The 26,684-nt window shown below is 28.5% G+C and carries 21 protein-coding genes; 17 read left to right on the forward strand and 4 right to left on the reverse strand.

Annotation, left to right across the window (positions count from 1 at the left end):
• Positions 1-52 precede the first annotated feature (52 nt).
• The 6 genes from C1715_RS04015 (at position 53) to C1715_RS04040 (ending at position 4,886) form a co-directional block, all read left to right on the forward strand.
• Positions 53-508, forward strand: coding sequence for a GNAT family N-acetyltransferase (locus C1715_RS04015; protein WP_102399362.1), 456 nt, complete (start codon positions 53-55; stop codon positions 506-508).
• A 275-nt stretch (positions 509-783) separates the two neighbouring features.
• A complete protein-coding gene (locus tag C1715_RS04020; protein ID WP_102399363.1) occupies positions 784-1,494 on the forward strand; it encodes a pseudouridine synthase in 711 nt (236 codons plus the stop codon).
• Positions 1,495-1,573: 79 nt separating this feature from the next.
• The gene (locus tag C1715_RS04025) at positions 1,574-2,458 is read left to right on the forward strand and encodes an ABC transporter ATP-binding protein (RefSeq protein ID WP_102399364.1); all 885 of its coding nucleotides are present in this window, start codon (positions 1,574-1,576) and stop codon (positions 2,456-2,458) included.
• A gap of 4 nt (positions 2,459-2,462) precedes the next feature.
• The gene (locus C1715_RS04030) at positions 2,463-3,257 is read left to right on the forward strand and encodes an ABC transporter permease subunit (RefSeq protein ID WP_102399365.1); all 795 of its coding nucleotides are present in this window, start codon (positions 2,463-2,465) and stop codon (positions 3,255-3,257) included.
• A gap of 35 nt (positions 3,258-3,292) precedes the next feature.
• Entirely contained in the window at positions 3,293-4,090 is a 798-nt protein-coding gene (locus C1715_RS04035; RefSeq protein ID WP_102399366.1) for an ABC transporter permease subunit, read from the forward strand.
• Positions 4,091-4,436: 346 nt separating this feature from the next.
• Positions 4,437-4,886, forward strand: a complete 450-nt coding sequence (locus tag C1715_RS04040) for a DUF134 domain-containing protein (protein ID WP_102399367.1) — start codon at positions 4,437-4,439, stop codon at positions 4,884-4,886.
• A gap of 85 nt (positions 4,887-4,971) precedes the next feature.
• Here the strand turns inward: C1715_RS04040 and nadC are convergent, their stop codons facing one another.
• The 4 genes from nadC to C1715_RS04060 all read right to left on the reverse strand — a co-directional run bounded on the left by nadC (position 4,972) and on the right by C1715_RS04060 (position 9,065).
• Positions 4,972-5,808, reverse strand: a complete 837-nt coding sequence (gene nadC, locus C1715_RS04045) for a carboxylating nicotinate-nucleotide diphosphorylase (RefSeq protein WP_102399494.1) — start codon at positions 5,806-5,808, stop codon at positions 4,972-4,974.
• The gene (locus tag C1715_RS04050) at positions 5,789-7,096 is read right to left on the reverse strand and encodes an L-aspartate oxidase (protein WP_102399368.1); all 1,308 of its coding nucleotides are present in this window, start codon (positions 7,094-7,096) and stop codon (positions 5,789-5,791) included. Before C1715_RS04050 ends, nadC begins: the two co-directional genes overlap by 20 nt.
• A 5-nt stretch (positions 7,097-7,101) precedes the next feature.
• Complete coding sequence (nadA, locus tag C1715_RS04055) at positions 7,102-8,013, reverse strand: quinolinate synthase NadA (protein ID WP_102399369.1); 912 nt, start codon at positions 8,011-8,013, stop codon at positions 7,102-7,104.
• A 368-nt stretch (positions 8,014-8,381) separates the two neighbouring features.
• On the reverse strand, positions 8,382-9,065 hold the full coding sequence (locus C1715_RS04060; protein ID WP_102399370.1) for an ABC transporter ATP-binding protein: 684 nt from the start codon (positions 9,063-9,065) through the stop codon (positions 8,382-8,384).
• 235 nt (positions 9,066-9,300) lie between these two features.
• On the opposite strand from C1715_RS04060, the gene C1715_RS04065 reads away from it, so the two are divergent.
• From C1715_RS04065 to C1715_RS04115, 11 genes are all read left to right on the forward strand, one after another.
• Positions 9,301-11,121: an ABC transporter ATP-binding protein gene (locus C1715_RS04065; protein WP_180963983.1), complete on the forward strand. Its 1,821-nt coding sequence runs from the start codon at positions 9,301-9,303 to the stop codon at positions 11,119-11,121.
• Positions 11,111-11,761: a S8 family serine peptidase gene (locus tag C1715_RS04070; protein ID WP_102399372.1), complete on the forward strand. Its 651-nt coding sequence runs from the start codon at positions 11,111-11,113 to the stop codon at positions 11,759-11,761. The genes C1715_RS04065 and C1715_RS04070 overlap by 11 nt, the downstream gene beginning before the upstream one ends.
• Before the next feature lie 25 nt (positions 11,762-11,786).
• A complete protein-coding gene (locus tag C1715_RS04075) occupies positions 11,787-13,916 on the forward strand; it encodes a radical SAM peptide maturase, CXXX-repeat target family (protein WP_102399373.1) in 2,130 nt (709 codons plus the stop codon).
• A gap of 20 nt (positions 13,917-13,936) precedes the next feature.
• A complete protein-coding gene (locus tag C1715_RS04080) occupies positions 13,937-14,230 on the forward strand; it encodes a CXXX repeat peptide modification system protein (protein ID WP_171011306.1) in 294 nt (97 codons plus the stop codon).
• A gap of 78 nt (positions 14,231-14,308) precedes the next feature.
• Positions 14,309-14,494: a hypothetical protein gene (locus C1715_RS04085; RefSeq protein WP_102399375.1), complete on the forward strand. Its 186-nt coding sequence runs from the start codon at positions 14,309-14,311 to the stop codon at positions 14,492-14,494.
• 527 nt (positions 14,495-15,021) lie between these two features.
• Positions 15,022-17,520 (forward strand): ABC transporter permease, encoded by a 2,499-nt coding sequence (locus tag C1715_RS04090; RefSeq protein ID WP_180963984.1) that lies wholly within the window; start codon positions 15,022-15,024, stop codon positions 17,518-17,520.
• Positions 17,521-17,669: 149 nt separating this feature from the next.
• Positions 17,670-20,186 carry an ABC transporter permease gene (locus C1715_RS04095; protein WP_171011308.1) on the forward strand — a complete coding sequence of 839 codons (2,517 nt, stop codon included), beginning with the start codon at positions 17,670-17,672 and terminating at the stop codon, positions 20,184-20,186.
• A gap of 165 nt (positions 20,187-20,351) precedes the next feature.
• A complete protein-coding gene (locus tag C1715_RS04100) occupies positions 20,352-22,877 on the forward strand; it encodes an ABC transporter permease (protein WP_180963985.1) in 2,526 nt (841 codons plus the stop codon).
• A 203-nt stretch (positions 22,878-23,080) separates the two neighbouring features.
• A complete protein-coding gene (locus C1715_RS04105) occupies positions 23,081-23,275 on the forward strand; it encodes a hypothetical protein (RefSeq protein ID WP_102399379.1) in 195 nt (64 codons plus the stop codon).
• A 30-nt stretch (positions 23,276-23,305) separates the two neighbouring features.
• Positions 23,306-25,597: an ABC transporter permease gene (locus C1715_RS04110; protein WP_102399380.1), complete on the forward strand. Its 2,292-nt coding sequence runs from the start codon at positions 23,306-23,308 to the stop codon at positions 25,595-25,597.
• 168 nt (positions 25,598-25,765) lie between these two features.
• Positions 25,766-26,683 carry an ABC transporter ATP-binding protein gene (locus C1715_RS04115; protein ID WP_102399381.1) on the forward strand — a complete coding sequence of 306 codons (918 nt, stop codon included), beginning with the start codon at positions 25,766-25,768 and terminating at the stop codon, positions 26,681-26,683.
• The last annotated feature ends 1 nt before the right edge of the window (position 26,684 follow it).

Consider the following 26,684-nt stretch of genomic DNA (forward strand, 5'->3'; position numbering starts at 1 on the left):
AATGCTTACTAACCTATAATTATATATAGAGAGAATATGGGGGATGGGTAAAGTGAATATAATAATAAAAAAAATTACAAAAGAAAATTATAATGATGCATTAGCGCTTCATGTTGCAAAAGAACAGGAAGGGTTTATAGAAAGTACAAAAGAATGTTTAGAAGAAGCAAAGGAGTCAGACTTATGGAGACCAGTTGGTATTTATAATGAAAAACAATTAGTGGGATTTTCTATGTATGGACTTTTTAAAGATGAAAAAAATATAGGAAGAGTATGGCTTGATAGATTTATGATTGGAAATGAGTATCAAGGAAAGGGTTATGGGAACAGAAGTCTAGATATATTGATTGAGAGATTATTTAATGAATACAATTGTGGTCAAATATATTTAAGCGTATATGAGGATAATGCACAAGCTATAAACATGTATAAACGTAGAGGATTTAAGTTTAACGGAGAAATTGATATAAATGGTGAGAAAGTAATGGCTTTAAAGAATAAAAATTAAATTTTTACCGTAAATATAAAATGAAATGGTAGAAAATTGATAAGTAAAGCGCCTAGAAGGTTAAAGTATACCTTTGGGTGCTTTTTATTTTTTAAATAAAAATTATATTACAGTTAATGATATAATTAATGTATAATCAATTATAAAACACTATAATAGGTCAAAAACATATATTTTAGTGTTTTAGCTTGAAAGTATTTTATAAGGGAGAAAAATTTGTTTATATTTGTTCACAAAGGTGGCAGTTAATTATATTTTTAGAAGGAGACATATTTATGAGACTAAATAATTTTATCAGTTCTACTGGACTTTGTTCTAGGAGAGAAGCGGATAAATTAATTAAGAATAAAAAAGTAAAAGTTAATGGAGAAATTGCAACTATAGGGCAAGCGGTAGATGAGGAAGACAAGGTTGAAGTAAGCGGTAAAATATTAAAAAGTAAGAAAAAGCATGTTTACATTGCCTTAAATAAACCTGTAGGTATTACTTGCACTACTGAGAGACATATAAGGGGAAATATTATCGATTTTGTAAATCATCCAGAGAGGATTTTCCCTATTGGAAGGCTTGACAAGGATTCTCAAGGTTTAATTCTTCTTACCAGTGATGGTAGCATTGTTAATGAGATTTTAAGAGAGCAGAATAATCATGAAAAAGACTATATTGTAACAGTGGATAAGGTAATTAATTCTTCTTTTATAAATGGAATGAGAAATGGAGTGAAAATATATAACCCTGTTAAGAAGCAATATACAGTAACAAACAAGTGTAAAGTAGTTAAATTAAAAGACAGAACCTTCAAAATCACATTATCTCAAGGATTAAATCGTCAAATTAGAAGAATGTGTGAATATTTTGGGTATAAAGTTATAGATTTGAAACGCGTAAGAATTACTAATATAACATTGAAGGGATTGCCAGTAGGAAAGTGGAGAAACTTAACAAGAGAAGAAGTTAAAAAACTTAGAAATAATAATGGTGTATAAAGTAGAAGTTATATTGATAGGTTATTACCTAGTGGTATTAAGTTTGTATGAGAATATATAAGTAAAAGGAGGCGTAAAAATGAATGTTGTAGAAATTAAAAACCTCACTAAGAATTACGGTAAAAATAGGGGTATTACTGATGTTAGCTTTAATGTGGAACAGGGAGAAATTTTTGGATTTATAGGACCGAATGGAGCAGGAAAGTCTACAACCATAAGAACACTGTTATCTCTTATATACCCTACCAGTGGAAGTGCTACAGTTTTTGGAAAGGACTGTGTAAAGTTTGCCTCGGAAATCAAAATGGAAATAGGATATGTTCCAGCAGAAGTATTTTATTATGATAACATGAAGGTCAAGGAGCTTTTAAATTACTCAGCTAGTTTCTACAAAAAGGATTGTAGTAAGAGAATAAAGGAATTAGCCCAAATAATGAATTTAGATCTTAACAAAAAGATTGATGAATTATCCTTCGGAAATAAAAAGAAAGTAGGGATAGTTCAAGGATTACTTCATGAACCTAAGCTTATTATACTTGATGAACCTACCAGTGGCTTGGACCCTCTTATGCAACAAAACTTCTTCAATTTATTAAAAGAGGAAAATAGAAAAGGAGCAACTATCTTATTTTCTTCTCATATTTTAAGTGAAGTTCAGAAATTATGTAGTAGAGTGGCTATTATTAAAGAAGGTAAAATTATAAAGATTGAAAAAATTAGTAAATTAAAGGCTGATAACTACAAAAGATTTAGAATTGAGACTTCAAATAATATAGAAAAAGATTATTTTGATATGAATGGGGTAAATGCATTAGATATTAAAGATGGAGTAGTTAGTTTTCTATTTAAAGGAGATGTTAATCTAATTATGAAAAAACTCTCACAGGTAGAAATATCCAATATATGGATAGAAGAACCGGACCTTGAAGAAATATTTATGCACTATTATGAAAAGGAGGAATAGATTCATGAATATGTTTTTTTATGAACTAAAAGCTTACAGAAAGTCAACATTTATATGGATTTGTTCCTTATGTGCATTGACTATATTTTTCTTAAGCATGTTTCCAACTTTTTCAAAAGAAGCTGTAGAATTTCAAAAGTTACTGCAAGGATTTCCAGAGCCAGTAAGAAAGGCTTTTGGGTTTTCGGGAGATATTTCTTCTTTTCTAAACTTTTATTCTTATATATTTTTATATATAGTGTTGTGTGGGGCAATTCAGGCAATGAATTTAGGCACATCAATTTTATCTAAAGAAATGCGTGAAAAAACAGCAGATTTTCTTTTGACAAAGCCAGTTACACGCAGACAAATAGTCACTTCTAAGCTTTTTGCAGTAGTCACATCTTTAGTTATTACTAATATTATTTATTTTATTACGGCTAGTATCATGGGAGCTATTGTAAAAGAAAACATTTATAGTATTAAAATATTTAGTATGATTTCTATTACATTATTTTTTATTCAATTAATATTCATGTCTTTAGGAATTTTAGTGGCTGTAGTTGTACCTAAAATTAAATCTGTGATTTCAGTTTCTTTAAGTACTGTATTTGGTTTTTTTATTATAGGTATGTTTCAAGCTGTTATTGAAAGTGAGGCATTTAGATATATAACTCCATTTAAATATTTTGATACGGCATACATTATAAAAAATGGGCAGTATGAAGTTTCATTTATTATTTTAGCTGTAGTAGTTGTTATAGTAACTATAGCAGCCAGTTATTTTATATATTGCAAAAGGGATATCCATACAGTTTAATAGTGGTTGAAAAGGGTAAAAGGGAGGGAAAAATTATGAATTTATATATTAGAGAGATGAAAGCCCATAGAAGAGCCCTTATTATATGGTGTATTGCTATGATATTTATGGTTGGGTCTGGCATGGCTAAGTATTCTGGTTTATCATCTACAGGTCAATCTATGAGTACTATTATTACTAAGATGCCCAAAGTTTTGCAATCTATAATGGGGGCTGGTTTATTTGATTTATCAAAGGCTAGGGGATTTTATGGGGTACTTTTTCTATACTTAGTAATAATGTCAACTATACATGCTGCTATACTTGGATCGAACATTATTTCTAAGGAAGAAAGGGATAAAACATCAGAATTTTTATTTGTAAAACCTATGTCAAGAAATAAAATTGTTACATGTAAAATATTAGCGGCCTTTTCTAATATTTTAATACTAAATATTGTAACTCTTATTTCTTCACTTATTATTGTAGGGCAATACGCAAAGGGGGAGTCAGTAGCTAAAGATATAGGTGTATTAATGATTGGAATGTTTATATTACAGCTTATGTTTATGTTTTTGGGAACAGGGATAGCTGCCATAAGTAATAAAGCTAAAAATGCTACTCAAATAACTACAGGAATATTGATGTTTGCGTATATTTTATCTATGGCAATTGATATGGATAAAAGTCTTGAAAAGTTAAAATATCTAACACCATATAAATATTATGATGCTAAAAATTTAATGCAGGGTAAGGGATTTGAAGCTATATATTTAATTTTATCTTTTATAATTATTTTAACGCTATTTGTTTCAACATATGTATTTTATGAAAAGAGAGATTTAAAGGGATAAAAAAAATATATTAAAAGGAGTAAAAGATAGTACCATTGCATTGTAATAAGGGACTTAATTTTAGTTATTAGTTTTATGCCAAATCCAAGACGTAGACTAGGATTTGTATAGTATTCTTGAGAGATTTAGGGTCAAATGTTATAATAGCAGAAGGTATTGAAGAAACAGAACAAAACCTATTTAAAGAAAATAATATACAAGTAATTGTGCTAGCTTAAGTAATTTGAGATGAAGTTGTAGAATGCTATGTAAAAGATAAAATAAAATCTGCAGGAGGCATTTGCAGGGAACAACAAAAAGAAGGGTAAGGATACTATAACAATAGCTTCTACAGGAAGGAGTTAAAATGCCAAGACCAACAAAATTTAGAAATGTAGAGTTTTTCCCAAAAGACACGTATTTTGTTCCACAGGGAAAACATAAATGTGAAATAGAAGAAATGGTTTTAAAAGTAGAAGAGCTTGAGGCCATGCGATTGAAAGATATAGAAGGATTAAAGCAAGAAGAATGTGCTGAAAAAATGCAGATTTCACGTCAAACTTTTCAAAATATAATAGACAGTGCTAGGAAGAAGGTTGCTATAGCGTTAACAGAAGGAAAGGCTATAAGCATAAACGGAGGAAACTATACTACAAGGCACTGTAAATTTAAATGTAAAAGCTGTGGTATTACTTATGAAGTAAATTATGAACAGGATAAACATAAATGTCCTGAATGTGGTTCTGAGGAAGTAATGTGTAGTAAAAAAGCTGGATTTTGTAAGAGATGGTGTAATGGAAAATATAAAGATGAATAATATTAATCCCCAGTTATCAATAACTAATTTCCAAACAATAGAAAGTTGTATGGATATTAGCTACTAGATACTGGGGATTAGTGTTTTATATGTTTCTCAAGTTTTTCATGCTCAAATCTAAAATCTTTGCAGAGTGCGTTATATAACCAGTGGATATATAGTCAACTCCTGTAGCGGCGATAGAAGCTATTGTGTCTAAGCTTACATTACCTGAAGCTTCAGTTAAAGCTCTGCCATTTACTATGTTTACGGCTTTTTTCATGGTTTCTAAATCCATATTGTCTAGCATAACAATGTCTGCTTTAGCCGCTAATGCTTCCTCTAGCATTTGAAGATTTTCTACCTCTATTTCGATTTTTCTTACAAAGGATGCGGCTTCTTTTGCAGCATTCACAGCATTTTTAACGCCACCTGCGGCACTTATGTGGTTGTCTTTTAAAAGTATTCCATCGGAAAGATTAAACCTATGGTTGTGGCCTCCACCTACTCTTACGGAGTATTTTTCAAATACTCTCATATTTGGAGTGGTTTTTCTAGTATCTAGAAGTTTAGCTTCAGTGCCTTGAAGTTTATCTACAAATTTTCTTGTAATGGTTGCAATTCCACTCATTCTTTGAAGAAAATTAAGGGCAGTTCTTTCGCCTATTAAAATATTTCTAGTGTTTCCTTTTATAGTAGCGATAAGTGTTTTAGGCTCTATCTTATCCCCATCTTTTTTATAGAACTTAACTTCCACATCTCCTAAAAGAGTAAAAACTCTTTCAAAAACTTGAAGACCTGCTATTATGCCATCTTCTTTGGCAAATAAATCTACTATGGATTTAGAATTTTTATCTATTACAGATGTGGTTGTTATATCTTCATTGGTTACATCCTCTTTTAAAGCAGATAATATAGCTTCATCAGTATTTAAATAGTTCATCATGTAAATCCTCCGACCTTCTTTTTAGTTCTTGTATGACAATTTTTCTATTCTCTTTTTTTAGGTTTTCAACTTCACATTTAGTAAAGGTTTTTGTGTATTTAATTTTTTGTAATTTTATATTATTTATTTTATTATTTATAGAAATAGCAGCTCTTCTAGAGAAAACTAAGCCCTCTAAAAGAGAATTGCTAGCAAGTCTGTTTGCACCGTGAACGCCAGTACAGCTAATTTCTCCTACAGCATATAGATTTTCCATGGAGGTTTTTGAATACAAATCCACTGATATGCCCCCCATAAAATAATGTTGAGCAGGAGATACTGGTATAGGTTCTTTAGTCATGTTTATACCTTTGTCAAGACAATGATTGAAAATAGATGGAAATCTGTTTTCAATGTAACTCTTATCCTTAAAGGAAATGTCTAAATTAACATAAGGTACTTTAAATTTTTTTATTTCACCATATATAGCTTTTGAAACCACATCTCTAGGCAATAGTTCATTCACAAATCTTTCACCTTTAGAATTAAATAAAAGACCGCCTTCACCTCTAACTGCTTCTGAAATAAGAAAGCGTTTGGCATCTGTATTTTTTTCGTAAAGAGCCGTCGGGTGAAATTGAATGTATTGAAGATTTTCAAGTTTAACATTATTTTTTAAAGCTATGGCGATGCCGTCACCCGTCATTATCCTTTGGTTAGTAGAATTTTTAAATAAACCTCCAATACCTCCAGTAGCTAGAACTACCACTTTAGAATGAATGTTTATTTGCTTTCCATCTTTAAATATTATTCCACCAACACATTTATTGTTTACATTAATTAAATCACATATATAGGTGTCTTCATATATAGTTATATTTTCATGTTTTTTTACCTCATTTATTAGAGTATCTGCAACTATTTCACCAGTGTGATCTTTGCTGTGAACTATTCTATTTATGCTGTGAGCACCTTCACGAGTATATAAAATTTCATCCTCTGCTTTATCTAGGTTCATACCTATATTCACGAGATTTTCTATATTCTCCATAGATTCTTCTGCTAATACCTTTACAGACTCAAGCTTATTTTTGTACTTACCTGCTTTTAAAGTATCTTCAATAAAGCTTGGGATATCATCCTTACTTCTAGCGGTTGCGATTCCACCTTGAGCTAGATAAGTGTTAGTGTCTGTAATTTTTGATTTTGAAATAAGTAGTACTTTTAAGTTTTTATTTAGGTTTAAGGCACAATATAGACCCGAAACCCCGGAGCCTGCAATTAGAACGTCTACATTCATTTCCATAATTTTTACCTAGCCATTTCGTGCATATTCATTAAAGCCCTATGAGCTTTAATTCTTGTATCTTGGTCTAATATAATTTCATTTTGCATATTTAAAAGACTATTATATACATCTTCAAGAGTAGTTTTTTTCATATTACTACAAATCATGCCGCTATCTATAACATGGAAGTTTTTATTAGGATTATTTTTCTTTAATTCATAAAGAACGCCTTCCTCTGTTACTATTATGTAGTTTTTATTAGTACTTTCAGTGGCATGTTTTATAATCCCAGAAGTACTTCCTATATAGTCTGCTATGTCTCTTATTTCCTTATTACATTCAGGATGTACAAGAATTTTTACATCTTCTAAGGAATTTTTTAATTTTAAAATACTTTCTTTTTCTATTTTTTCATGAGTTGGACAGAAACCCTCCCATAAAATAAATTTTTTGTCTGGGAATTGTTCTGCTATGTAACCACCTAAGTTTCTATCAGGAAGGAATATAATTTCCTGGTTGTCAACTTTGTTTATTATTTTTAGAGCGCTAGATGAAGTAACACATACATCACAAAGGGCCTTAACTTCTGTAGATGAGTTTATATAACATACAGTTAAAGCTTTAGGATGCTGACTTTTTAATTTTATTAAATCAGCAGTATTGGCCATATCAGCCATAGGACATCCCGCATCAAGCACTGGAAATAACACTGTCTTTTCAGGAGATAAAATTTTAGCACTTTCCGCCATAAACTTTACACCACAGAAAACTATTATAGACTCTTTGCAATCTCTTGCAATTTCACTTAAATAGTAGGAGTCGCCTACTGCATCAGCAATATCTTGAATTTCTGGTATTTGATAATAGTGTGCAAGAATTATTGCATTTTTTTCCTTCTTAAGTTTTAAAATTTGGTCTTTAATATCCTTTTCCATTTTTACCCCGCTTCCCTCAATTGTTTTATTCCATAATCGTCAGCTGTTACTTCCTTTTATATAAAGGATTGAAGAGCTGATGATTGGTGGATAGGTTAATATAACAACTTTGTAAATAGTATATCATTGCAATATATACAATTCAATAATTTAAAAATATTGCAATAATTATTTTATGAGTTTTTGGAATAGTTAAATACCATAGTCATAATGAAGTTTTTTTTAGAAATAAAAAAAGCTGCTTATAGATATATTTATAAGCAGCCTATGGAATATTAAAAGTCCACATTACTCTAATGTTCTAATGGATGATATTATGCTATTAGAGGTTACATTAAGTATTTTGCCATTATTACCTAAAAAACTCTTCATGCAGTAACCCTTTTATCATCCACTATTTCTCCATCTCTAAGGGTTATAATTCTATCTGCAAGGGAAGCTATTTTAGGGTCATGAGTTATCATTACAAGAGTTTGATTATATTTTTTAATGGACATGGTTAAAAGCTCCAAAACTTCTTGACTATTCTTAGTGTCTAGATTTCCAGTAGGTTCATCTGCAAAGATTATTTTAGGTTTAGTGGCAAGGGCTCTAGCTATAGAGGCTCTTTGTTGTTGACCTCCAGATATTTCTCCTGGAAGATGCTTTTTTCTGTCCTCTAGTCCTAAGGTTTTTATAAGCTCATGTATATATTGTTCATCAATTTTTTTGCCATCCATAAGAAGAGGAAGTTTTATGTTTTCTTCAATAGTTAATATAGGAATTAAATTAAAAAATTGAAATATAAAACCTATATTTCTCCTTCTAAATCTTGAAAGCTCCTTTTCGCTCATTTCATGTATATCATGACCATCTATACGCACGTGTCCAGCAGATGGCTTGTCAAGACCTGCAAGAAGGTGTAAAAGAGTACTTTTTCCAGAGCCACTAGGCCCAATTATAGCAGTAAATTCTCCTTCTTTTATGCCGATATCTGTAGGCTTTAGTGCTTTAACAGCAGCTTCCCCAAAGCCATAAGTTTTTTGAAGATATTCTGTTTTTAAAATTTCCATGGTAAAGCCCCCTATTTAAAATGTATTTTTGAGATTACCTATGTAATTATAAAGTATTACGGTATTATTGTGTAATAGATACTAACTTATGATAAAATTACACCATTTATGGTAAATATATTAATAATATACCATAAATAATTATAAAATTCAAAATAATATAAATTTGACAATAATAGTATAAAATGATAATTTATATATGACAGTAGTATATTATTTAAAAGAGGAGACAGATATGTATAAATTTAAGAAAAAGTTTCTCTCTAAAAATGATGTAACACTATTAAAGAGAACTTTTAATTATGTAAAACCATATAAAATGAGATTTTTTATATTTTTAATGTTTACTATCATAATAATATTACTAGGGATAGTTCAACCTTTGATATGGGGTAGTATTGTACAATGTTTAGCTTATAAAGATTATAAATCTATCTTCAATAAACTTATTTATTTATTAGTAGTTTTTTTATTAGAGTCCTTTAGCCAATTTATTAAAAATTATAATCAAACTATTTTAAGTAATGATTTGTCTTATGATTTAAAAGTGGACATGTATAGTAAAATGTTGAATTTACCTATGAAAGTTTTTGATAAGAACAATATTGGAGAGTTTATTTCAAGATTACAAGGAGATATATTTACTTTAAGCAGCATAATAACCAATGATTTGGTTAATGTCATTATAGATATACTTAAAATTGTGGTTTTAGGAGTTGTGATATTTAAAATAAACATTAAGCTATCTCTTGTAGTACTAGCGGTTTTCCCATTTTCATATATATGTTTTGTTAGATTTGGAAAAAACTTAAGAAATATTAACGGAGAAATTAAGATACTAAATGATAGATATTTTAGTATTCTTCAGCAGGCTTTGGTGGGTATAAAACATATAAAGGCATATGGATTAAAAGAAAAGAGTTGTACTAATTATAAAGATATTTCAAAAAAGATAAAAGAGAAAGAGATAAAAATAAGTATCACTGGAAATTTATCTTTTGTAATTTCAAGTATTATAAATTATTTAGATGATTTAATAGTTATAGCATTGGGGATATATTTTATATCTAAAAATACATTAAGTATACAGTATTTTATAGCCTTTGTGTCTTATTCAGGGCAATTTTCTCAATCACTCATTTCAGTTACTAAAATAAACTCTAATATTCAGCAAGCACTAGTATCTTTAGAAAGAATATTTGGATTAATAGATAATATTGATTTTCCTAAAGAGAAATTTGGGGATAAGTGTATAGAAAATAATAGGGATATAGAATTTCAAAATGTTGAATTTTCTTATGAAAATAATAAGAAAATACTTAAAAATATTAAATTCAATGTCCAAAAGAATCAACTTACAGCTATAGTAGGAAGAAATGGTAGTGGTAAATCCACTATATTTAATCTTCTTTTAAATTTTTATAAACCTAATCATGGAGAAATATTGATTGATGGAATTGATATAAGAGATCTGACTGAAGAATCTATAAGGAAAAATATTTCAATTGTACAACAACAACCTTTTTTATTTAATTTATCTATAAAAGAAAATATGAAACTAGCTAATCCAAAATCAACAGAAGAAGAAATTGAACAAGTTTGTAAACAAGTCTTTATGCATGAATATATAATGGGGTTAGATGAAAAATATGATACGGTAATTAATGAAGAGGCCAGTAATTTGTCTGGTGGGCAAAAACAAAGATTGGCACTTGCTATGTGCATGCTAAGAAAAACACCCATTATCCTTTTAGATGAAGCTACTGCTGCTATGGATACAGAGGCAGAATATTTAATAAGTGAAGCTATAAATAATATTTCTAAAGATAGAACGGTTATAGTAATCACTCATAATCTATCAATGATTAGAAACGCTGATAAAATTATTGTATTAGATGAGGGAAAAATAGTTGGACAAGGATCTCATGAGTATTTGATTAAAAATAATCTAGTTTATAAAGATTTATATAGTCACGAATTTGATTTGTTAAGAGAGGATATGGAATTAAAAGTATTAGCAGAAACCAGTGCTGGGGTGAGCAAGGATGATAAATAATAAAGTTAGAGTTGTGATTATTGATAGTGGTATAGATAGGAGTAAAAACAATTTAAAAGATAATGTAATTGAAGCTATATCTATAAAAATAAATTCTAAAGGGTATATAGAAAAAACTGAAGAATCTGTGGCTAACAATGATCATGGCACTTTAGTAGCAAGTTGTATTAAATATATATATGACAATGTAGAATTGATAGATATAAATATACTAGATAAAAATCTTACAACTGATGGGAGGGTGCTTTTAAAAGCTTTAGAAGAATCTACAAAATATAATCCTGATATTATACATTTAAGTTTAGGAACTACTAAGTTTAAATATTGGTTTCCTTTAAAAAGAATAGTAAGAAAATTGCGAAAAAACAATATCATTGTAATTTCAGCAGCTAATAATTATGGATTAAAATCTTATCCAGCTTATTTAAAGGGTGTCATAGGGGTTAGGGGTAAAGAAGTAGAGGATCTAAATTGGCATATATATGAAGATGGTTTTTATTATGCACCATACAAGTTGCCAAAGGAATTGTGTTATAAAAAAAATCAAGAGAAAATTAGGGGTACAAGTATAGCTGCTGCATATATAACAGGTTATTTTTGTAAGTATGTTAAAAATGGTAATAAAAATATAATATTTTAATAAATTTTAGTGGGGGCGTGAGTATATGGATAATAAAGACATTAAAATGGGTCAGCTTCTTGAGAGTTGGGAGGGAAATAATGAAGATAAGAAGGTTAAAAATATTACTTTATGTGTAACAGAAGATTGCAATTTAGCTTGCAAGTATTGTTATATGACAGGAAAAAATCATAGAAAAAAGATGACTTTCGAAACAGCTAAAAAATGTATAGATTATATACTTTCTAATAGAGAGGAATTTAGCGAGGGGTCTGTGGTTTGGGACTTTATAGGAGGAGAACCTTTTTTAGAAATTGATTTAATAGATAAAGTATGTGATTACATAAAAATGAAAATGTTTATGTTAGATCACCCTTGGTTTGATTCATATAGATTTAGCTTTTCTACAAATGGACTTTTATACCACACGGAAAAAGTACAAAGTTTTATAAAGAAGAATAAATCTCATTTATCCATAGGGATTAGTATAGATGGAAATAAAACAAAACATGATTTGCAGAGGGTATATCCCAGTGGAAAAGGTTCATATGATGATGTAATGAAAAATGTTCCTTTATGGTTAAAGCAGTTTCCTAATGAAAGTACAAAAGCTACATTTTCACATAATGATTTACCATATCTTAAGGATAGTATTATAAGTTTGTGGAACAATGGCATAAAGGAAGTTGCTGCTAATGTTATATTTGAAGATGTATGGCAAGAGGGGGATGATAAAATACTAGAAAAGCAATTAGATGAACTTGGGGACTATATATTAGAAAATAAATTATGGAATGAATACTATGTTAGATTTTTTGATCCATCCATAGGTAATCCTTTAAGAAAGGAATCGTTGGAAAGAAACTTTTGCGGTGCAGGTAAAATGTTAGCCATAGATTGTGACGGAAATTTCTTTCCATGCATAAGATTTGTAGACTTTGCTTTGGAGAAAAGAAACGGAAGGTGTATTGGAAATGTAGAAAAAGGCATAAACAAGGATAAATTGAGGACATTTGATGCACTGACATTGCAAGATCAAAGTAAAGAGGAATGTATTAACTGTGAAGTAGCTACAGGATGTGCATGGTGTACGGGATTCAATTATGATGATTCAGGTTCTATTTATAAAAGGAGTACACATATATGTAAGCTTCATAAGGCTACAGTTAGGGCAAATAAAAGATTTTGGGCAAAATACGAAAAGCTTACTGGAAATCCATCCCTAAGAAGAGAATACGAAAATGTTGAAGACAAAAAATATATGCTAGTAATGCTCCAAGATGATATAACTCCACACTGCTCATATAGAAATAAAAAAGGTACTAAAAATAAAATGAGCATGGAATTAATTGATAGAGCAATGGAATTTGCCAGTGAAAATGATTTTGAAATAGTTTTTATGGGGGAAAAAGGTGAAACACCCATAAAAAACAAAGGTTTTTATATGTCTTTGGTAGATTCAAATTCTAAAGAAGCAAATAAAAAGTCCATAGTAATTTATGATAATGATGTTTCTAAAATAAACAAGAATTCAGACACATGCATTTTACTTATAAACAAAGATAATATTGAAAATATAACAGTATATATAAGGAATTTGTCAAAAGACCATATAAGGATAAATTTAGTTTTGGAAGATATAGGTAATTGGAAGCAAAAACATATTGAATTGTATAAGGAGGAGCTAAATAGTCTTGTAGAAGTTATTGAAAAAACATATGTTGACAACCAACCTTTGGAGGTGAATGTTATTACAGATAGAATTAATTTTAACTCTCATAATGAATGTACTGCAGGAAGTAAAACTATAACATTAGCACCAAATGGTGAGTTCTATATATGTCCAGCATTTTATTATGATGACGTAGAAGATTCTATAGGAAGTTTAGAAGAAGGAATTTTAAATAAGGATGAATGCTTACTATCAATAGAAAACGCACCAATTTGTAGGAAGTGTGATGCTTATCAATGTAAGGCTTGTAGATATTTAAATAAAAAATTAACTGAAGAGTATAATGTTTCACCCAAAATACAATGTAACATAAGTCATTATGAAAGAGAAGCTACTAGAAAGTTACAAAGTAAATTAGTAAAAAGAAGATTAATAAACGCTGGAAGCATTATAGAAAAGTTAGAATATGTAGATCCTTTAGATAAAATATTATATGAAAATTAATGGAAGAAAAGAGGGATAAAATGAAATCTCAAGTAGTAGGACAAGTAACAGAATCTGAGAAAAAAGAAATACTAATATTAAATGAGAGATTGGATAGTTTAAGAGAATTAAAGTTGTGCAAGGATGATTTAGATATAGATGAAGGGACAAGGGTTTTGTTATTAAGAAAGGTATGTGCACAGGAAATTAAAACTCAAAAAGGAATTAAAAAGTGGTGGCAAGAAAAGTCGTGCAAATATAAGTGGAAAAAAGATGATGCTGGTTATTGGGTTATAGAGTTTAAAACGAATAATGTAGTTTTGCATATGATGTAATTATTATTAATAAAACATTTCTATATAAGGTTATAATATCAGCAAGTAAAATAAATAATATAGAAAGAGGGTATTTTGGTGAAAAACTTAATTTCAAAAAAAATAAAAATAAAAAATAATGATGTAAAAGGTTATTATCATGATTGTATGGCGTATTGTGCAACCACTTGTAATAATGGTTGCAGTGCCGAGTGTGCAGTAAGTTGTGTAAGTTCATGTAGAGGTGGATGTACAGGAGGAGCTTTTAGAATATTTGGAAAATAGATTTTGATATACTAGATGGACTAATTCATCTAGTACAGTATGTAATGATGTGATTGCTGATATTAAAATAAAATCTATGCAATGTTATTTTTAATTATTGCATAGATTTTTATGATATATATACAACAATGAAAAAGTGCTTTCCCAAAATAGTAGTTTTTTAGCAACATGGCTCATAGCAACGTAAAAGTATTTACCTTCTGCTTGTTTCTTAGTGAGACATATAGTAAAAATATAATCTCTCATAGAAATAGTTCTCGAAGCAGTAATTAGGGTCTTTATAGTATTAATCCGCTATACTCCATAAATGTCATGATAAATGTATTTTTGTTCTATATAAAAACTAATGAGTTATCTAACTAATTAAACAAATAAGCATAAGACAGTGGTTAGAGCTTCAAATAAAATAGTCTAGCTATAGGTAAAGACACTAAACCATAGCGTTTTATAATAATTATAGTAAAAATCTTTAAGAAAGGAAAAGTATAATGAATTTTTACTACATGTTCATTATACAAGGTGCAAGAATGAAAAGCTTTTTTTCTTTAATACCTAAATACATGTTTAAAAGTAAAAAAAGAGTATGGTTTATAGCTATAGGGCTCATAGTATCTACAATTTTAATTACATCCATAGGGATTATTACTAGAAAAATTGAAAAAGCCCAATGGCAGTATGTGAAAAATTCCATAGGTGGAATACAAGATGTAACTATATCATCACCTAATTTTAAAAAGTTAAAGGATATAAATAAAAATGAAAATATAGACAAGTACACTATATCTTTAGAACTAGGGAAAGCTGAAATACCGGGTTCTTCATATCAAATGAATATTACTGGATATGATAAAATGTCAAGGGATATATTAAATTTTAAGTTAATAGAAGGAAGATATCCTCAGAAAGAAAATGAAATTGCTCTAGAACAGTGGGTGGTTAATAAGTTACCTTCTAATACAAAAATAGGAGACAAAATAAAAATACCTTCTAAGTTAGATTACAGAACTGCCATGAAAAATCAGGCTTTTGAAAGGGACAATGAATTTATATTAGTAGGTACCTTTAGTTACATATTTGACTTTAATGTTGAAAAAAGTGCACAGGCCTACGTTACTAGGGAATATGTAGAAAAATCGCTGCCTGATATAGCAAAAAACTATAAAGAATATTTAATTTTTAAGTCAGGTATAGATATGGAAAATGGATTTAATTCTTTAAGTTTTAAAAATGATTCCTATAACGAGAGTATGTTATTAAATTATGATAAAAAAAGCTTTTTATCTTTTATGAAGTTCATAAAAACAATAAATATAGCTTTATATATAATTATCATAATTATGGCAAGCGTATTAATATATAATTTATTTAATATTTCTATAATAGAGAGGATAAAAGACTTTGGAGTGCTTAGGGCTATAGGGGCAGAACCTAATCAAATAATAACTTTAATATTAGGCGAAGGTATTGTTTTAGGAATTATATTTATACCTATAGGTATTGCAACTGGATATATAGTAACATCAATTCTTGTCAATATAATATCAGGATATGGACTTATGACTATAGAAGTATATAAACAGGATGTTATATGTTGTTTAATTGTGGGTTTTATTTCTATATTAGTAGGTTCTTATTTCCCAGCAAGACAAGCTTCTAAAATATCACCGATGGTTGCTATAAATTCAAATAGTAATCTTAAGTTGAACGGTGCAACTATAAAAAATAATAAAAATAGTAGAGTATATAATAAACTAGGATTTACAGGTAAATTGGCATATACAAACCTAAAGAGAAATAAAAAGAAATTTGTAACTACAATAATATCAATAGGTATGAGTTTAACTTTAATTATATTAGTAAATTATTTTACTGGAATATATAATCCTGTAAATGAGATAAAAAGAAATCTAGGTGGGGATTTTTCTATAGTGAATACATCTAGAAATTATAATGACTCTTTAGAAAAAAATCATATAAAAGATATTGAAAATTTAAAGGGTATAAAAAGTGTAAATGCAATTAAAGAAATAGAAGATGTTACTATGGAAGTTAAAAAAGAAAATATAACTGATAAAGGGATTAAATATTTAGAAAATCTAAGTAAAGGAAATAAATATACAGAAAAGAGTTTTAAAAAAGGAGAATATTATTTTATAGGAGAAAAATTAACCGGATATGATCGTATACATTTGAAAGAAATATTATCCCATGTTAAAGGAAAAAAAATAAGTTTAGATAATATGGATAGAGAACCATTAGTAGTTTTGCCAGAGAGAGAATATACAAACTTTAAGCCAGGAGATAAAATAAATATAATTATCTCTAGGTACAGTAATAAAGGAGAATATATAGAAGATAGAATACAAAAGGTTACTATAGCAGGAGTTTTAGATAAAGAATATAGTGAGGATATAGGACATAAAATTATTATGAGTAATGATGCTATAGAAAAATATCTTAAAATCAATGCTTATCAAAATATTCAAGTATCTATTACAAGCTCAAGATATTATGAGCAGGTAAACGAAAAGCTTAATAGCTTTACAAAACATTATCCTAAAGTTCAAGTAAAGTCTTTTAAACAAGAGTTATCTAAAGCAAAAAAATCAAAAATGGAGATATATTTAGTTGCATATAGTTTTGTATTGATTGCATCTTTAGTAAGTATAGTGAATATAATTAGTGTTATGAATACAAATATATTTATGAGAAAAAGTGAATTTGGTATGTTTAGAGCTATTGGTATGGAGAATAATCAAATAAGAAGAATGGTTATAGATGAAGGAGTTTTTTATGGTATAGCTTCGGTAATTTTAGGTGTAACTATAGGATTAATATTTTCTGCCGCAGCAACATTTTTAGTTAATAAATTAATAGGATATAACGCACTTAAATGGGGCTTTTCATCTATTCTATTAATATTACTTTCAATAGCTACTATTGGGGTATGTGTATTATCATCTATATTTCCTTCAAGGCAGATTGTGAAAGGGAGCATAATAGATTCTATAAGAACTGTAGAATAATTGATGGAAGTGTGAAGGTTTATTGCTTTTGCACTTCTTTTTTTAGGTGTATTTAATATTTATATATCATTTAAATACAGTTAATATTTTGAATTTATTTTACTTAAATGGTAAAATATATAAAAGATTTCAAGAAAGAAGGGGGCAATATGAAAAGCTTTTGGGGGCTAATACCGAAATATTTAATTAAAAATAAGAAAAGAAATTTTTTTGTGGCAATAAGTATAGTATTATCTATTACATTAATAACTTCTTTGAGTGTTATGCTATATGCTTTAAGAGACAATGAAAAGGCTCGCCTAATTGATGATATGGGGGGCTCATATGATGTAATTATGTATTATAGAAATGAGTACAGAAAAGAAACGGAAAAATTAATCAAAGGCAATAATGATATTATTGAAAATGAAACCACATTTATTTCTATGGGAAACAGTAAAATAAAAGATTCACAGTATTCTATTGATATTAATGGTTATGATAAAAAAGCTATAGATTTATTTAATTTTAAATTATTAAAAGGACGTTATCCAGAAAAACCCAATGAAATAGCTTTAGAAAATTGGGTAGTTAAGAAAATTAAACCTAATCTTAAAATAGGTGATAAGGTAAATTTAAGTTCAATACTAGTAAATGGGAAATATGATTTGAAGTTAAATAATGAATTTGTATTAGTTGGAATTTTTGATCATACATTTAATTATAATGTAGCAAAGAATATCGCCAAAGCGTATGTTTGTAAAGAGTTTGCCATGGATAAAGTTCCAGATAAATTTAAAAGTTATACTACTTATGTGGGATTTAAAGAAGGTATAGAGACGCAAGAGGGGTTTTATAAGATATCTTCTCAAGTAAATTTCGATAAAGCTACAGTTAGAATGAATATTGTTAAGAAGACATTAATTAATAGAATTAATTCATTGAAATTTATCGGTGTAGCTTTATATATAATAGTATCTATCATATCTAGTGTATTAATTTGTAATATATTTAATACTTCTGTTATTCAGAGGATTAAGGAATTTGGAATGTTAAGGGCTATAGGTGCTTCTAGTTCTCACATAATAAGATTAGTTATTGGTGAAGGGGTTTTATTAGGATTAATATTTATACCCTTAAGTATTTTTATAGGTAATGTTGCGTCTAAAGGAGTTATGACTTTATTTTCTGGTTACAATTATTTTAAACACCTATTTAGAATACCTAATGAGACAATTATTTTATCTTTTATTTTTGGGTTTATATCAATATTTTTAGGAACATATTTTTCAGCTAAGAAAGCCTCTAAGGTATCTCCTATAGAAGCTGTAAACTCTAGTGGAAATTTTAAGCTTAAAGGTAATAGGCTTAAGGAAAAAATTTCTATTCTTAAAGAAAAAAGCAAGTTCACAAGGAATATGTCTAAAGTTAATATAAATAGAAACAGAAAAAAGTTCATATCTACTGTGGTTTCTTTGAGCATAAGTATAATACTTTTTATAGTAGTAAATTATATAATAAATTGTTCAGATCCAGCAAATACTTTAAAAAAACAGATGGGTGGAGATTTTGTTATAGCTTGTAACGACTTGGCTGGAGAAGCTTCATTAGAAGAGAAATATATAAGTGATATTGAAGAATTAAAAGGAGTAAAAAGCGTAATAAAGTCTAAAGAAACCAGTAATTTCATTAAAGTACAACCAGATAAAGTTACTGATGAGGGGATGAAACTATTACAACGGCAGAGTAGGTTGCAGCCAGAGATAAGTGAGGCATTAAAGAAGAATATTTATAAGTTTAATTGTGAAATACGAGGGTATGATAAGAAGTTTTTAGAACAATTTAGAAATAATCTTAAAGAAGGAAATATAAATTTTGATAATTCTAAAGAAAAACCTATGGTTCTATTAGCGCAAAATTTAAATAATAATCATGTTACTAATTTAAAAGTGAAAGATTCAATAGAAATGGATATAGATGTGTATGAGAATAGAAAGTTTTTGTACAGAAATGTGGAACAATTTATAATTGGAAGCATACTGAAAGATCATGTTATGAAGCCACAAGATGCTTCTTTAACTAATATTATAATTATGGACAATGAATTACTTAAAAAATATTTTAAAATTTCCGGCTACCAAAGAGTAAGGATAAATTTAGCTAAACATGGAGATTATGATTATGTGGAAAATAAGTTAAAGGGTATAGTAAAGAATTCAAGAGGAGTAACTTTAACTTCTTATAAAGAAGAACTTGAAAAAATAAAAAAATCCCGTATTAAAACTGCTGTAATATTATATTCAATTATATTTACTGTAGCACTTGTAAGTATTGTAAATATATTTAATATAATGAGTATGAATGTTATGCTTAGAAAAAAAGAATTTGGCATGTTAAGAGCTATAGGTATGGCAAAGGATGAAGTGAACTCTATGATACGAAATGAGGGTCTGCTTTATGGCATATATTCAATCATTTGGGGAGTATCTTTAGGAATTCTATTCACTTATTTATTTTATATGGCAACTAGAAGGACATTAATGGCAGGTATGGAATGGACAATATCTATATGGAATGTATTATGTACATCTCTTGCAGTGTTAGTTATATGCCTTCTTGCAGCCATAAATGCTTCAAGAAAAGTATATTCTGATAGTATAGTGGATTCCATAAGAGGAGTAGAATAAAAGTAGGGAGTGTGAAGGTTTATTGCTTTTGCACTCTCTTTTTTTAATGTGTATTTAATATTTATAGTTATATATTGAGATTTTATTTGAAAATATTTATTATTTTGAATTTATATTACTATAATGTTAAAATATATAAAAGAGTTTAAGAAAGAGGGGGGCTATATGAAGAGTTTCTGGGGACTAATACCGAAATATTTAGTTAAAAACAAGAAAAGAAATTTCTTTGTGGCAGTAGGCATAATGCTGTCTATTTCTCTAATCGTATCTTTGAGCATAATGATTAAAAACTTAAAAGAATCATCATATAAGCAAATGATAGATGATTTCGGTGGTGTATATGATAATTTCTTTTTTACGGAAGATAAGAAAAGTCTGAATAAATTAGTGAAAGATCCACTTGTAGACAAAGTGTCTATATCATGTAAATTAGGAGAGTATAAGGTACCTAATTCCAAATACGTTTTAAGGGTAAATGGCTATGATGACAACATAGGAGAATTTCTTAATTTTAAGCTACTTGAAGGAAAATACCCTAAAAAAGATAATGAAATAGCCATAGAAGCTTGGGCTTTAAGTGCTATGCATAAAAAGTATAAAGTGGGAGATAAAATTAAGCTAAACTTAACTGTAGGCAGATTTAAAAAATTTAATATAGAAAAAGAATTTACAATTTCAGGAATTTTTGATTATAAATTTAATACCAATCAATTGAAAAACACTGCAATTGCATATGTTCCTAGAAGTTACGTTGAAAGCATAAGTCCTCCAAAAGAAATCTTACATGAAGGACATTTATATGAAGGGTATTTAAATGTAAATTCAGAGGAGTCTATTGAAAAAAGTTGTAATTCACTGGCATTTAATGATGATTATAAAAATATAGAATTCCGCATAAATACTGCAAAAACATTTTTACTTAAAGCTTATAAAGGTATTGATTTTATAAGCGTTATTCTTTATATAATAATAAGTATTGTGGCTAGTGTAATAATTTATAATATATTTAATATGTCCATAACAGAAAGAACTAGGGATTTTGGAATGTTAAGGGCTATAGGTGCTTCGCCAAGCAAAATAAAAATACTTGTGCTAGGTGAAGGGTTTATTTTAGGATGTATATTTATTCCTTTAGGAATTATCATAGGAAATTTTACAATTCAAGGAATTACTAAATTAATAGCAGGTTATAAAGATGTGGGGGGAATTATGAACATTCCCAAAAGTGGCATTATAGCTTCTTTTATAGTTGGATTTTTCTCTATTATTTTAGGAAGCTATTTTCCAGCTAAAAAAGCATCTAAAATATCCCCTATGGAAGCAATTAATTCAAATAATAACTTGAAATTAAAGGGTAAAAAAATAAAAAGTAATTTACAGGATAGCAGTGTGATAAGTAAAAAATTTGGATTTGCATCAAATATGGCACGTTTGAATTTAAATAGAAATAAAAAGAAATTTATAACTACTGTAATTTCACTTAGTATAAGTATAATAATGTTTATGGCTGTAACTTATTTAATAAATAGTTCTGATCCTATAAAGAATATTAAAAGCAAAATGGGAGGTGACTTTGTAATATCCACGCCTACCGATAAACCAGATTATGCATTATCTCATGAGGATATAGAGTATATTGAAAATATAAAAGGTGTAAATAAAATAAGTAAGGAAAAGATGTCATGTGTTTCAATGCAAGTTTCCAAAGATACGGTAACGGAGGAAGGAATTAAAGTTCTTTCAAAAGAAAGCAATTTAAATTCAGCAACCCAAGATGATTTTAAAAATCAAAGGTATAAGTTTAAAACAGAAGTAAAAGGGTTAACTGAGGAAGGATTAAAGAAGACAAAGGAGCAGCTAATAGAGGGTAAAATTAATGAAAAGGAACTTCAAGAGAAACCTATGGTTATTTTGGCACAAAATTTAAATTATAGTAATTGTACAAAATTAAATATAGGAGACCATATAGAGTTAAGTTGCCATGTATATGATAATGAAAAGGATCGTACTGAAAGGAAAAGTGAGACTTTTACTATTGCGGCCATATTAAAAGAAGATTATATGCCAGAAGATTCGCAAATTAAAAATGTGGTGATTGTCAGTGAAAAGGCTTTTGAAAAATATTTTAAAATTAAGGGGTATCAGAAGGTAAAGATAACATTAGGTAAAGATGCAAATTATGAGGAAGTAGAAAAAAAGTTGAAAAATAAATATAGGAGCAATAGGGGGGTTAATTTAACATCATATAAAGAAGAAGTAGAAGAGGCTAAGAAAAATGATTTAAAGTTTTCGCTTATAATGTACAGCTTTGTAGGAGTGGTGGCTATAGTTAGTATTATTAATTTAGTAAATATTATGAGTATGAATGTGTTATTGAGAAAGAGAGAAATAGGAATGATGAGGGCAATAGGGCTTGGAAAAGATGAAGTTAAAAAGATGATAAGAGCTGAGGGAATATTTTATGGTATATCCTCTGCATTTTGGGGAGGGATAACAGGAACAATTTTTACCTATATAGTTTTTTTAATTTCTAGAAAAAGTCTTACAGATGGAATGACTTGGAGTTTTCCTATAGGTACCATAGTGCTTGTGATTTTAGTTACTGTTGGAGTCTGTATATTAGCTTCGATCAATGCATCTAGAAGAGTATTTTCTTCTAGTATTATTGATTCCATAAGGATACAGGAGTAGCAATCAAATGATAGTAAAATCCATAAGAATTATAGAGTAGACAAATAAGGAGTGTGAAGGGTTATTGCCTTTGCACTTCTTTTTTAGGTGTGTTTAATATTTATAGTTATATATTGAGATTTTATTTGAAAATGTTTATTGTTTTGAAGTTATATTACTTTAATGGTAAAATATATAAAGGATTCAAGAAAGAAGGGGTCAATATGAAAAGCTTTTGGGGGCTAATACCGAAATATTTAGTTAAAAATAAGAAAAGAAATTTTTTTGTAGCAATGAGTATAGTAATATCCATAACTTTAATAACTTCATTAAGTGTAATGCTTTCTACTTTAAAGGAGAATACAAAGGCTCGTTTAATTGATGATAGGGGCGGAGCATATGATGTAATTATGGATTAAAAAAATCAATACAAAAAAGAAGCAGAAGAATTGTGCAAAAATAATAGTAGTATTATTGAAAATTCAACCACATTTGTTTCTATGGGAAACAGTAAAATAAAAGATTCACAGTATTCTATTGATATTAATGGTTATGATAAAAAAGCTATAGATTTATTTAATTTTAAATTATTAAAAGGACGTTATCCAGAAAAACCTAATGAAATAGCTTTAGAAAATTGGGTAGTTAAAAAAATTAATCCTAATCTTGAAATAGGTGATAATATAAAATTAAACTTTAGATTAGGTGAGGGCAAGGAACAGCTGGAATTAAATAATGAATTTGTGCTAGTTGGAACTTTTGATCACACATTTAATCATAACACATTGAAAAATACTGCTAAAGCGTATGTCTGTAAAGATTTTGCCTTAGATAAGGTACCAAATAAATTTAGAAATTTTACTACTTATGTAAAGTTTAAAGAAAATATAGAACAGCAAAAGGGTTTTGATAAATTATCTTTACAGGCGGATCTAGAAAAAATTGCTATTGTTATAGATAGTATTAAACAATTTATGATGAAAGATATTAAAATATTAAAATTTATAAGTATAGTTTTATATACTATAGTATCTATCATATCTAGCATACTAATTTGTAATATATTTAATACGTCTATTCTTCAGAGAAATAAGGAATTTGGGATGCTTAGGGCTATAGGGGCTTCCAGTTCACACATAATAAAATTAGTTATGGGAGAGGGATTTTTACTAGGATTAATATTTATACCTTTAAGTATTTTTATTGGAAATTTTGTTTCTAAAGGAGCTATGACGTTATTTTCTGGTAATAATTATTTTAAATATTTATTTAGAATACCCAAGGAGGCGATTATCCTATCTTTTATTTTTGGTTTTATATCAATATTTTTGGGAACATATTTTTCTGCTAAGAAAGCTTCTAAAGTTTCTCCTATAGAAGCTGTAAACTCTAATGGGAATTTTAAGCTTAAAGGTAATAGGTTAAAGGAAAAAAACTCTATTCTTAAAGAAAAAAGCAAATTCACAAGAGATATGTCTAGAATTAATATCAACAGGAATAGAAAAAAGTTTATATCTACTGTAGTTTCTTTGAGTATAAGTATAATACTTTTTATGTTGGTAAATTATATAATAAATTGTTCGGATCCAGCAAGCACTTTAAAGAAAAAGATGGGTGGAGATTTTGTTATAGCTTGTAATGATTCATTTCAAGGAGCTTCAATAGAGGAGAAATATGTAAGAGATATAGAAAAATTAAAAGGAGTAAAAAACGTAGTAAAATCTAAAGAAACTAGTAATTTTATGATAGTACCATCAAATAAGATTACTGAAGAGGGAATCAAACTTCTAAAAAAATGGAGTAAACAATTCTCATATGTAAAAGAAAATTTAAATAAGAATATTTATACCTTTAAGTGTGAAGTACAAGGGTATGATAGAGAGGTTTTAGAAAAATTTAAAAACAGCATAGAAGAAGGAAATGTAGATTTTGATAATTTGAAAAAAAAACCTATGGTTTTATTAGCTCAAAACTTAAATAATAATAATGTTACTACTTTTAAAGTTGGAGATGCCGTAGAGATGAAAATACAAATATATGAAAATAAAGTACCTATATATATGAATGAACAAAAATTTATAGTTGGAGGTATACTTAAAGATGATGCAATTGTACCACAAGATGGTGCTATAACTACTACTATAATCATGGATAATGAATTACTTGAAGAAAATTTTAATATTCCAGGCTACCAAAGAGTAAGGATAAGCTTAGATAAGCACGGAGATTATGGTTATGTGGAAAACAAGTTAAAGGATATAGTAAAGAATTCAAGAGGAGTATCTTTAACTTCCTATAAGGAAGAACTTGAAAAAATAAAAAAATCTCGTATTAAAACTGCTGTAATATTATATTCAATTATATTTATTGTAGCACTTGTAAGTATTATAAACATATTTAATATAATGAGTATGAATGTAATGCTTAGGAAAAAAGAATTTGGAATGCTAAGGGCTATAGGAATGGCAAAGGATGAGGTGAACTCTATGATACGAAATGAGGGGCTAATTTATGGCATATATTCAACCATTTGGGGAGTATCTTTAGGAATCCTATTCACTTATTTATTTTACGTGGCAACTAGAAAAGTATTAATGGCAGGCATGGAATGGACAATATCTATATGGAATGTATTATGTACATCTCTTGCAGTGTTAGTTATATGCCTTCTTGCAGCCATAAATGCTTCAAGAAAAGTATATTCTGATAGTATAGTGGATTCCATAAGAGGAGTAGAATAAAAGTAGGGAGTGTGAAGGGTTGTTGCCTTTGCACTCTCTTTTTTTAATGTGTATTTAATATTTATAGTTATATATTGAGATTTTATTTGAAAATGTTTATTATTTTGAAGTTGTATTACTTTAATGGTAAAATATATAAAAAGATTCAAGAAAGAAGGGGGCAGTTTTATGAGCGCGGTACTAGAACTTAAAGATGTTCACAAATCATTTGGAAAAACGGAGATAATAAAGGGCATAAGCTTTGATGTAAAGGAAGGGGAGATATACGGATTTCTTGGAGCTAACGGAGCGGGAAAAACCACAACCATAAGGATGATAGTGGGACTTATTAAGCCTACATCTGGAAATATTTATATAAATGGATATGATGTGCAAAAGGATTTTGTAAAGGCTATTAGTTCTGTAGGGTGTATTGTGGAAAATCCAGATATGTACTTAGATTTTACTGGAAGGGAAAACTTAAATATGTTTGCAAAGCTTTATGGTAACGTGAAGAAAGAGAGAATAGATGAAGTTATAGAGATAATAGGTCTAAAGGATAGAATAGATGACAAGGTTAAAAAATATTCTCTTGGAATGAAGCAGCGTTTAGGACTTGGGCAAGCGCTTTTACCTAATCCAAAGCTTTTAATATTAGATGAGCCTACTAATGGACTTGACCCCATTGGAATTGTGGATTTTAGAAACATAGTTAGAAATCTAGTTAAGGAAAATAACACTGCAGTATTTATATCTTCACATATTTTAGGGGAAATAGAGCAGCTTTGTGATAAGGTGGCATTTATTGATTATGGAGTGATCAAATCTGTAGAACTTACAAATAACCTTCACTTAAAAGATAAGGAAAAAATTCAGCTTAAGGTAAGGCATGAGGATATAGAAAGGGTTAAGAATATTCTGCAAGACAATAGCTTTGTTAAAAATATTGAGACACTGGAGGATAAATTAATATTAACTACTGACAAGGACTGCTATTCCATGCTCATTACTGTTCTATCCACTAGAGGCATTGAGATATTGGACATTAATAGAGCACATGGAAATCTAGAAAATAGATTTATGGAAATAGCAAAAGGGGGCAAATAAC

The sequence above is a fragment of the Haloimpatiens massiliensis genome (assembly GCF_900184255.1).
GTDB lineage: Bacteria > Bacillota > Clostridia > Clostridiales > Clostridiaceae > Haloimpatiens > Haloimpatiens massiliensis.

What these genes read in the sequence shown, in the direction of transcription:
- C1715_RS04040 (WP_102399367.1), top strand. Translation starts at nt 4,437, where the DNA reads ATGCCAAGACCAACAAAATTTAGAAATGTAGAGTTTTTCCCAAAAGAC.
- nadC (WP_102399494.1), bottom strand. Translation starts at nt 5,808, where the DNA reads ATGAACTATTTAAATACTGATGAAGCTATATTATCTGCTTTAAAAGAG.
- C1715_RS04025 (WP_102399364.1), top strand. Translation starts at nt 1,574, where the DNA reads ATGAATGTTGTAGAAATTAAAAACCTCACTAAGAATTACGGTAAAAAT.
- C1715_RS04100 (WP_180963985.1), top strand. Translation starts at nt 20,352, where the DNA reads ATGAAGAGTTTCTGGGGACTAATACCGAAATATTTAGTTAAAAACAAG.
- C1715_RS04020 (WP_102399363.1), top strand. Translation starts at nt 784, where the DNA reads ATGAGACTAAATAATTTTATCAGTTCTACTGGACTTTGTTCTAGGAGA.
- C1715_RS04035 (WP_102399366.1), top strand. Translation starts at nt 3,293, where the DNA reads ATGAATTTATATATTAGAGAGATGAAAGCCCATAGAAGAGCCCTTATT.
- C1715_RS04030 (WP_102399365.1), top strand. Translation starts at nt 2,463, where the DNA reads ATGAATATGTTTTTTTATGAACTAAAAGCTTACAGAAAGTCAACATTT.
- C1715_RS04070 (WP_102399372.1), top strand. Translation starts at nt 11,111, where the DNA reads ATGATAAATAATAAAGTTAGAGTTGTGATTATTGATAGTGGTATAGAT.
- C1715_RS04115 (WP_102399381.1), top strand. Translation starts at nt 25,766, where the DNA reads ATGAGCGCGGTACTAGAACTTAAAGATGTTCACAAATCATTTGGAAAA.
- C1715_RS04065 (WP_180963983.1), top strand. Translation starts at nt 9,301, where the DNA reads ATGTATAAATTTAAGAAAAAGTTTCTCTCTAAAAATGATGTAACACTA.
- C1715_RS04080 (WP_171011306.1), top strand. Translation starts at nt 13,937, where the DNA reads ATGAAATCTCAAGTAGTAGGACAAGTAACAGAATCTGAGAAAAAAGAA.
- C1715_RS04105 (WP_102399379.1), top strand. Translation starts at nt 23,081, where the DNA reads ATGAAAAGCTTTTGGGGGCTAATACCGAAATATTTAGTTAAAAATAAG.
- C1715_RS04090 (WP_180963984.1), top strand. Translation starts at nt 15,022, where the DNA reads ATGAAAAGCTTTTTTTCTTTAATACCTAAATACATGTTTAAAAGTAAA.
- C1715_RS04075 (WP_102399373.1), top strand. Translation starts at nt 11,787, where the DNA reads ATGGATAATAAAGACATTAAAATGGGTCAGCTTCTTGAGAGTTGGGAG.
- C1715_RS04050 (WP_102399368.1), bottom strand. Translation starts at nt 7,096, where the DNA reads ATGGAAATGAATGTAGACGTTCTAATTGCAGGCTCCGGGGTTTCGGGT.
- C1715_RS04095 (WP_171011308.1), top strand. Translation starts at nt 17,670, where the DNA reads ATGAAAAGCTTTTGGGGGCTAATACCGAAATATTTAATTAAAAATAAG.
- C1715_RS04060 (WP_102399370.1), bottom strand. Translation starts at nt 9,065, where the DNA reads ATGGAAATTTTAAAAACAGAATATCTTCAAAAAACTTATGGCTTTGGG.
- nadA (WP_102399369.1), bottom strand. Translation starts at nt 8,013, where the DNA reads ATGGAAAAGGATATTAAAGACCAAATTTTAAAACTTAAGAAGGAAAAA.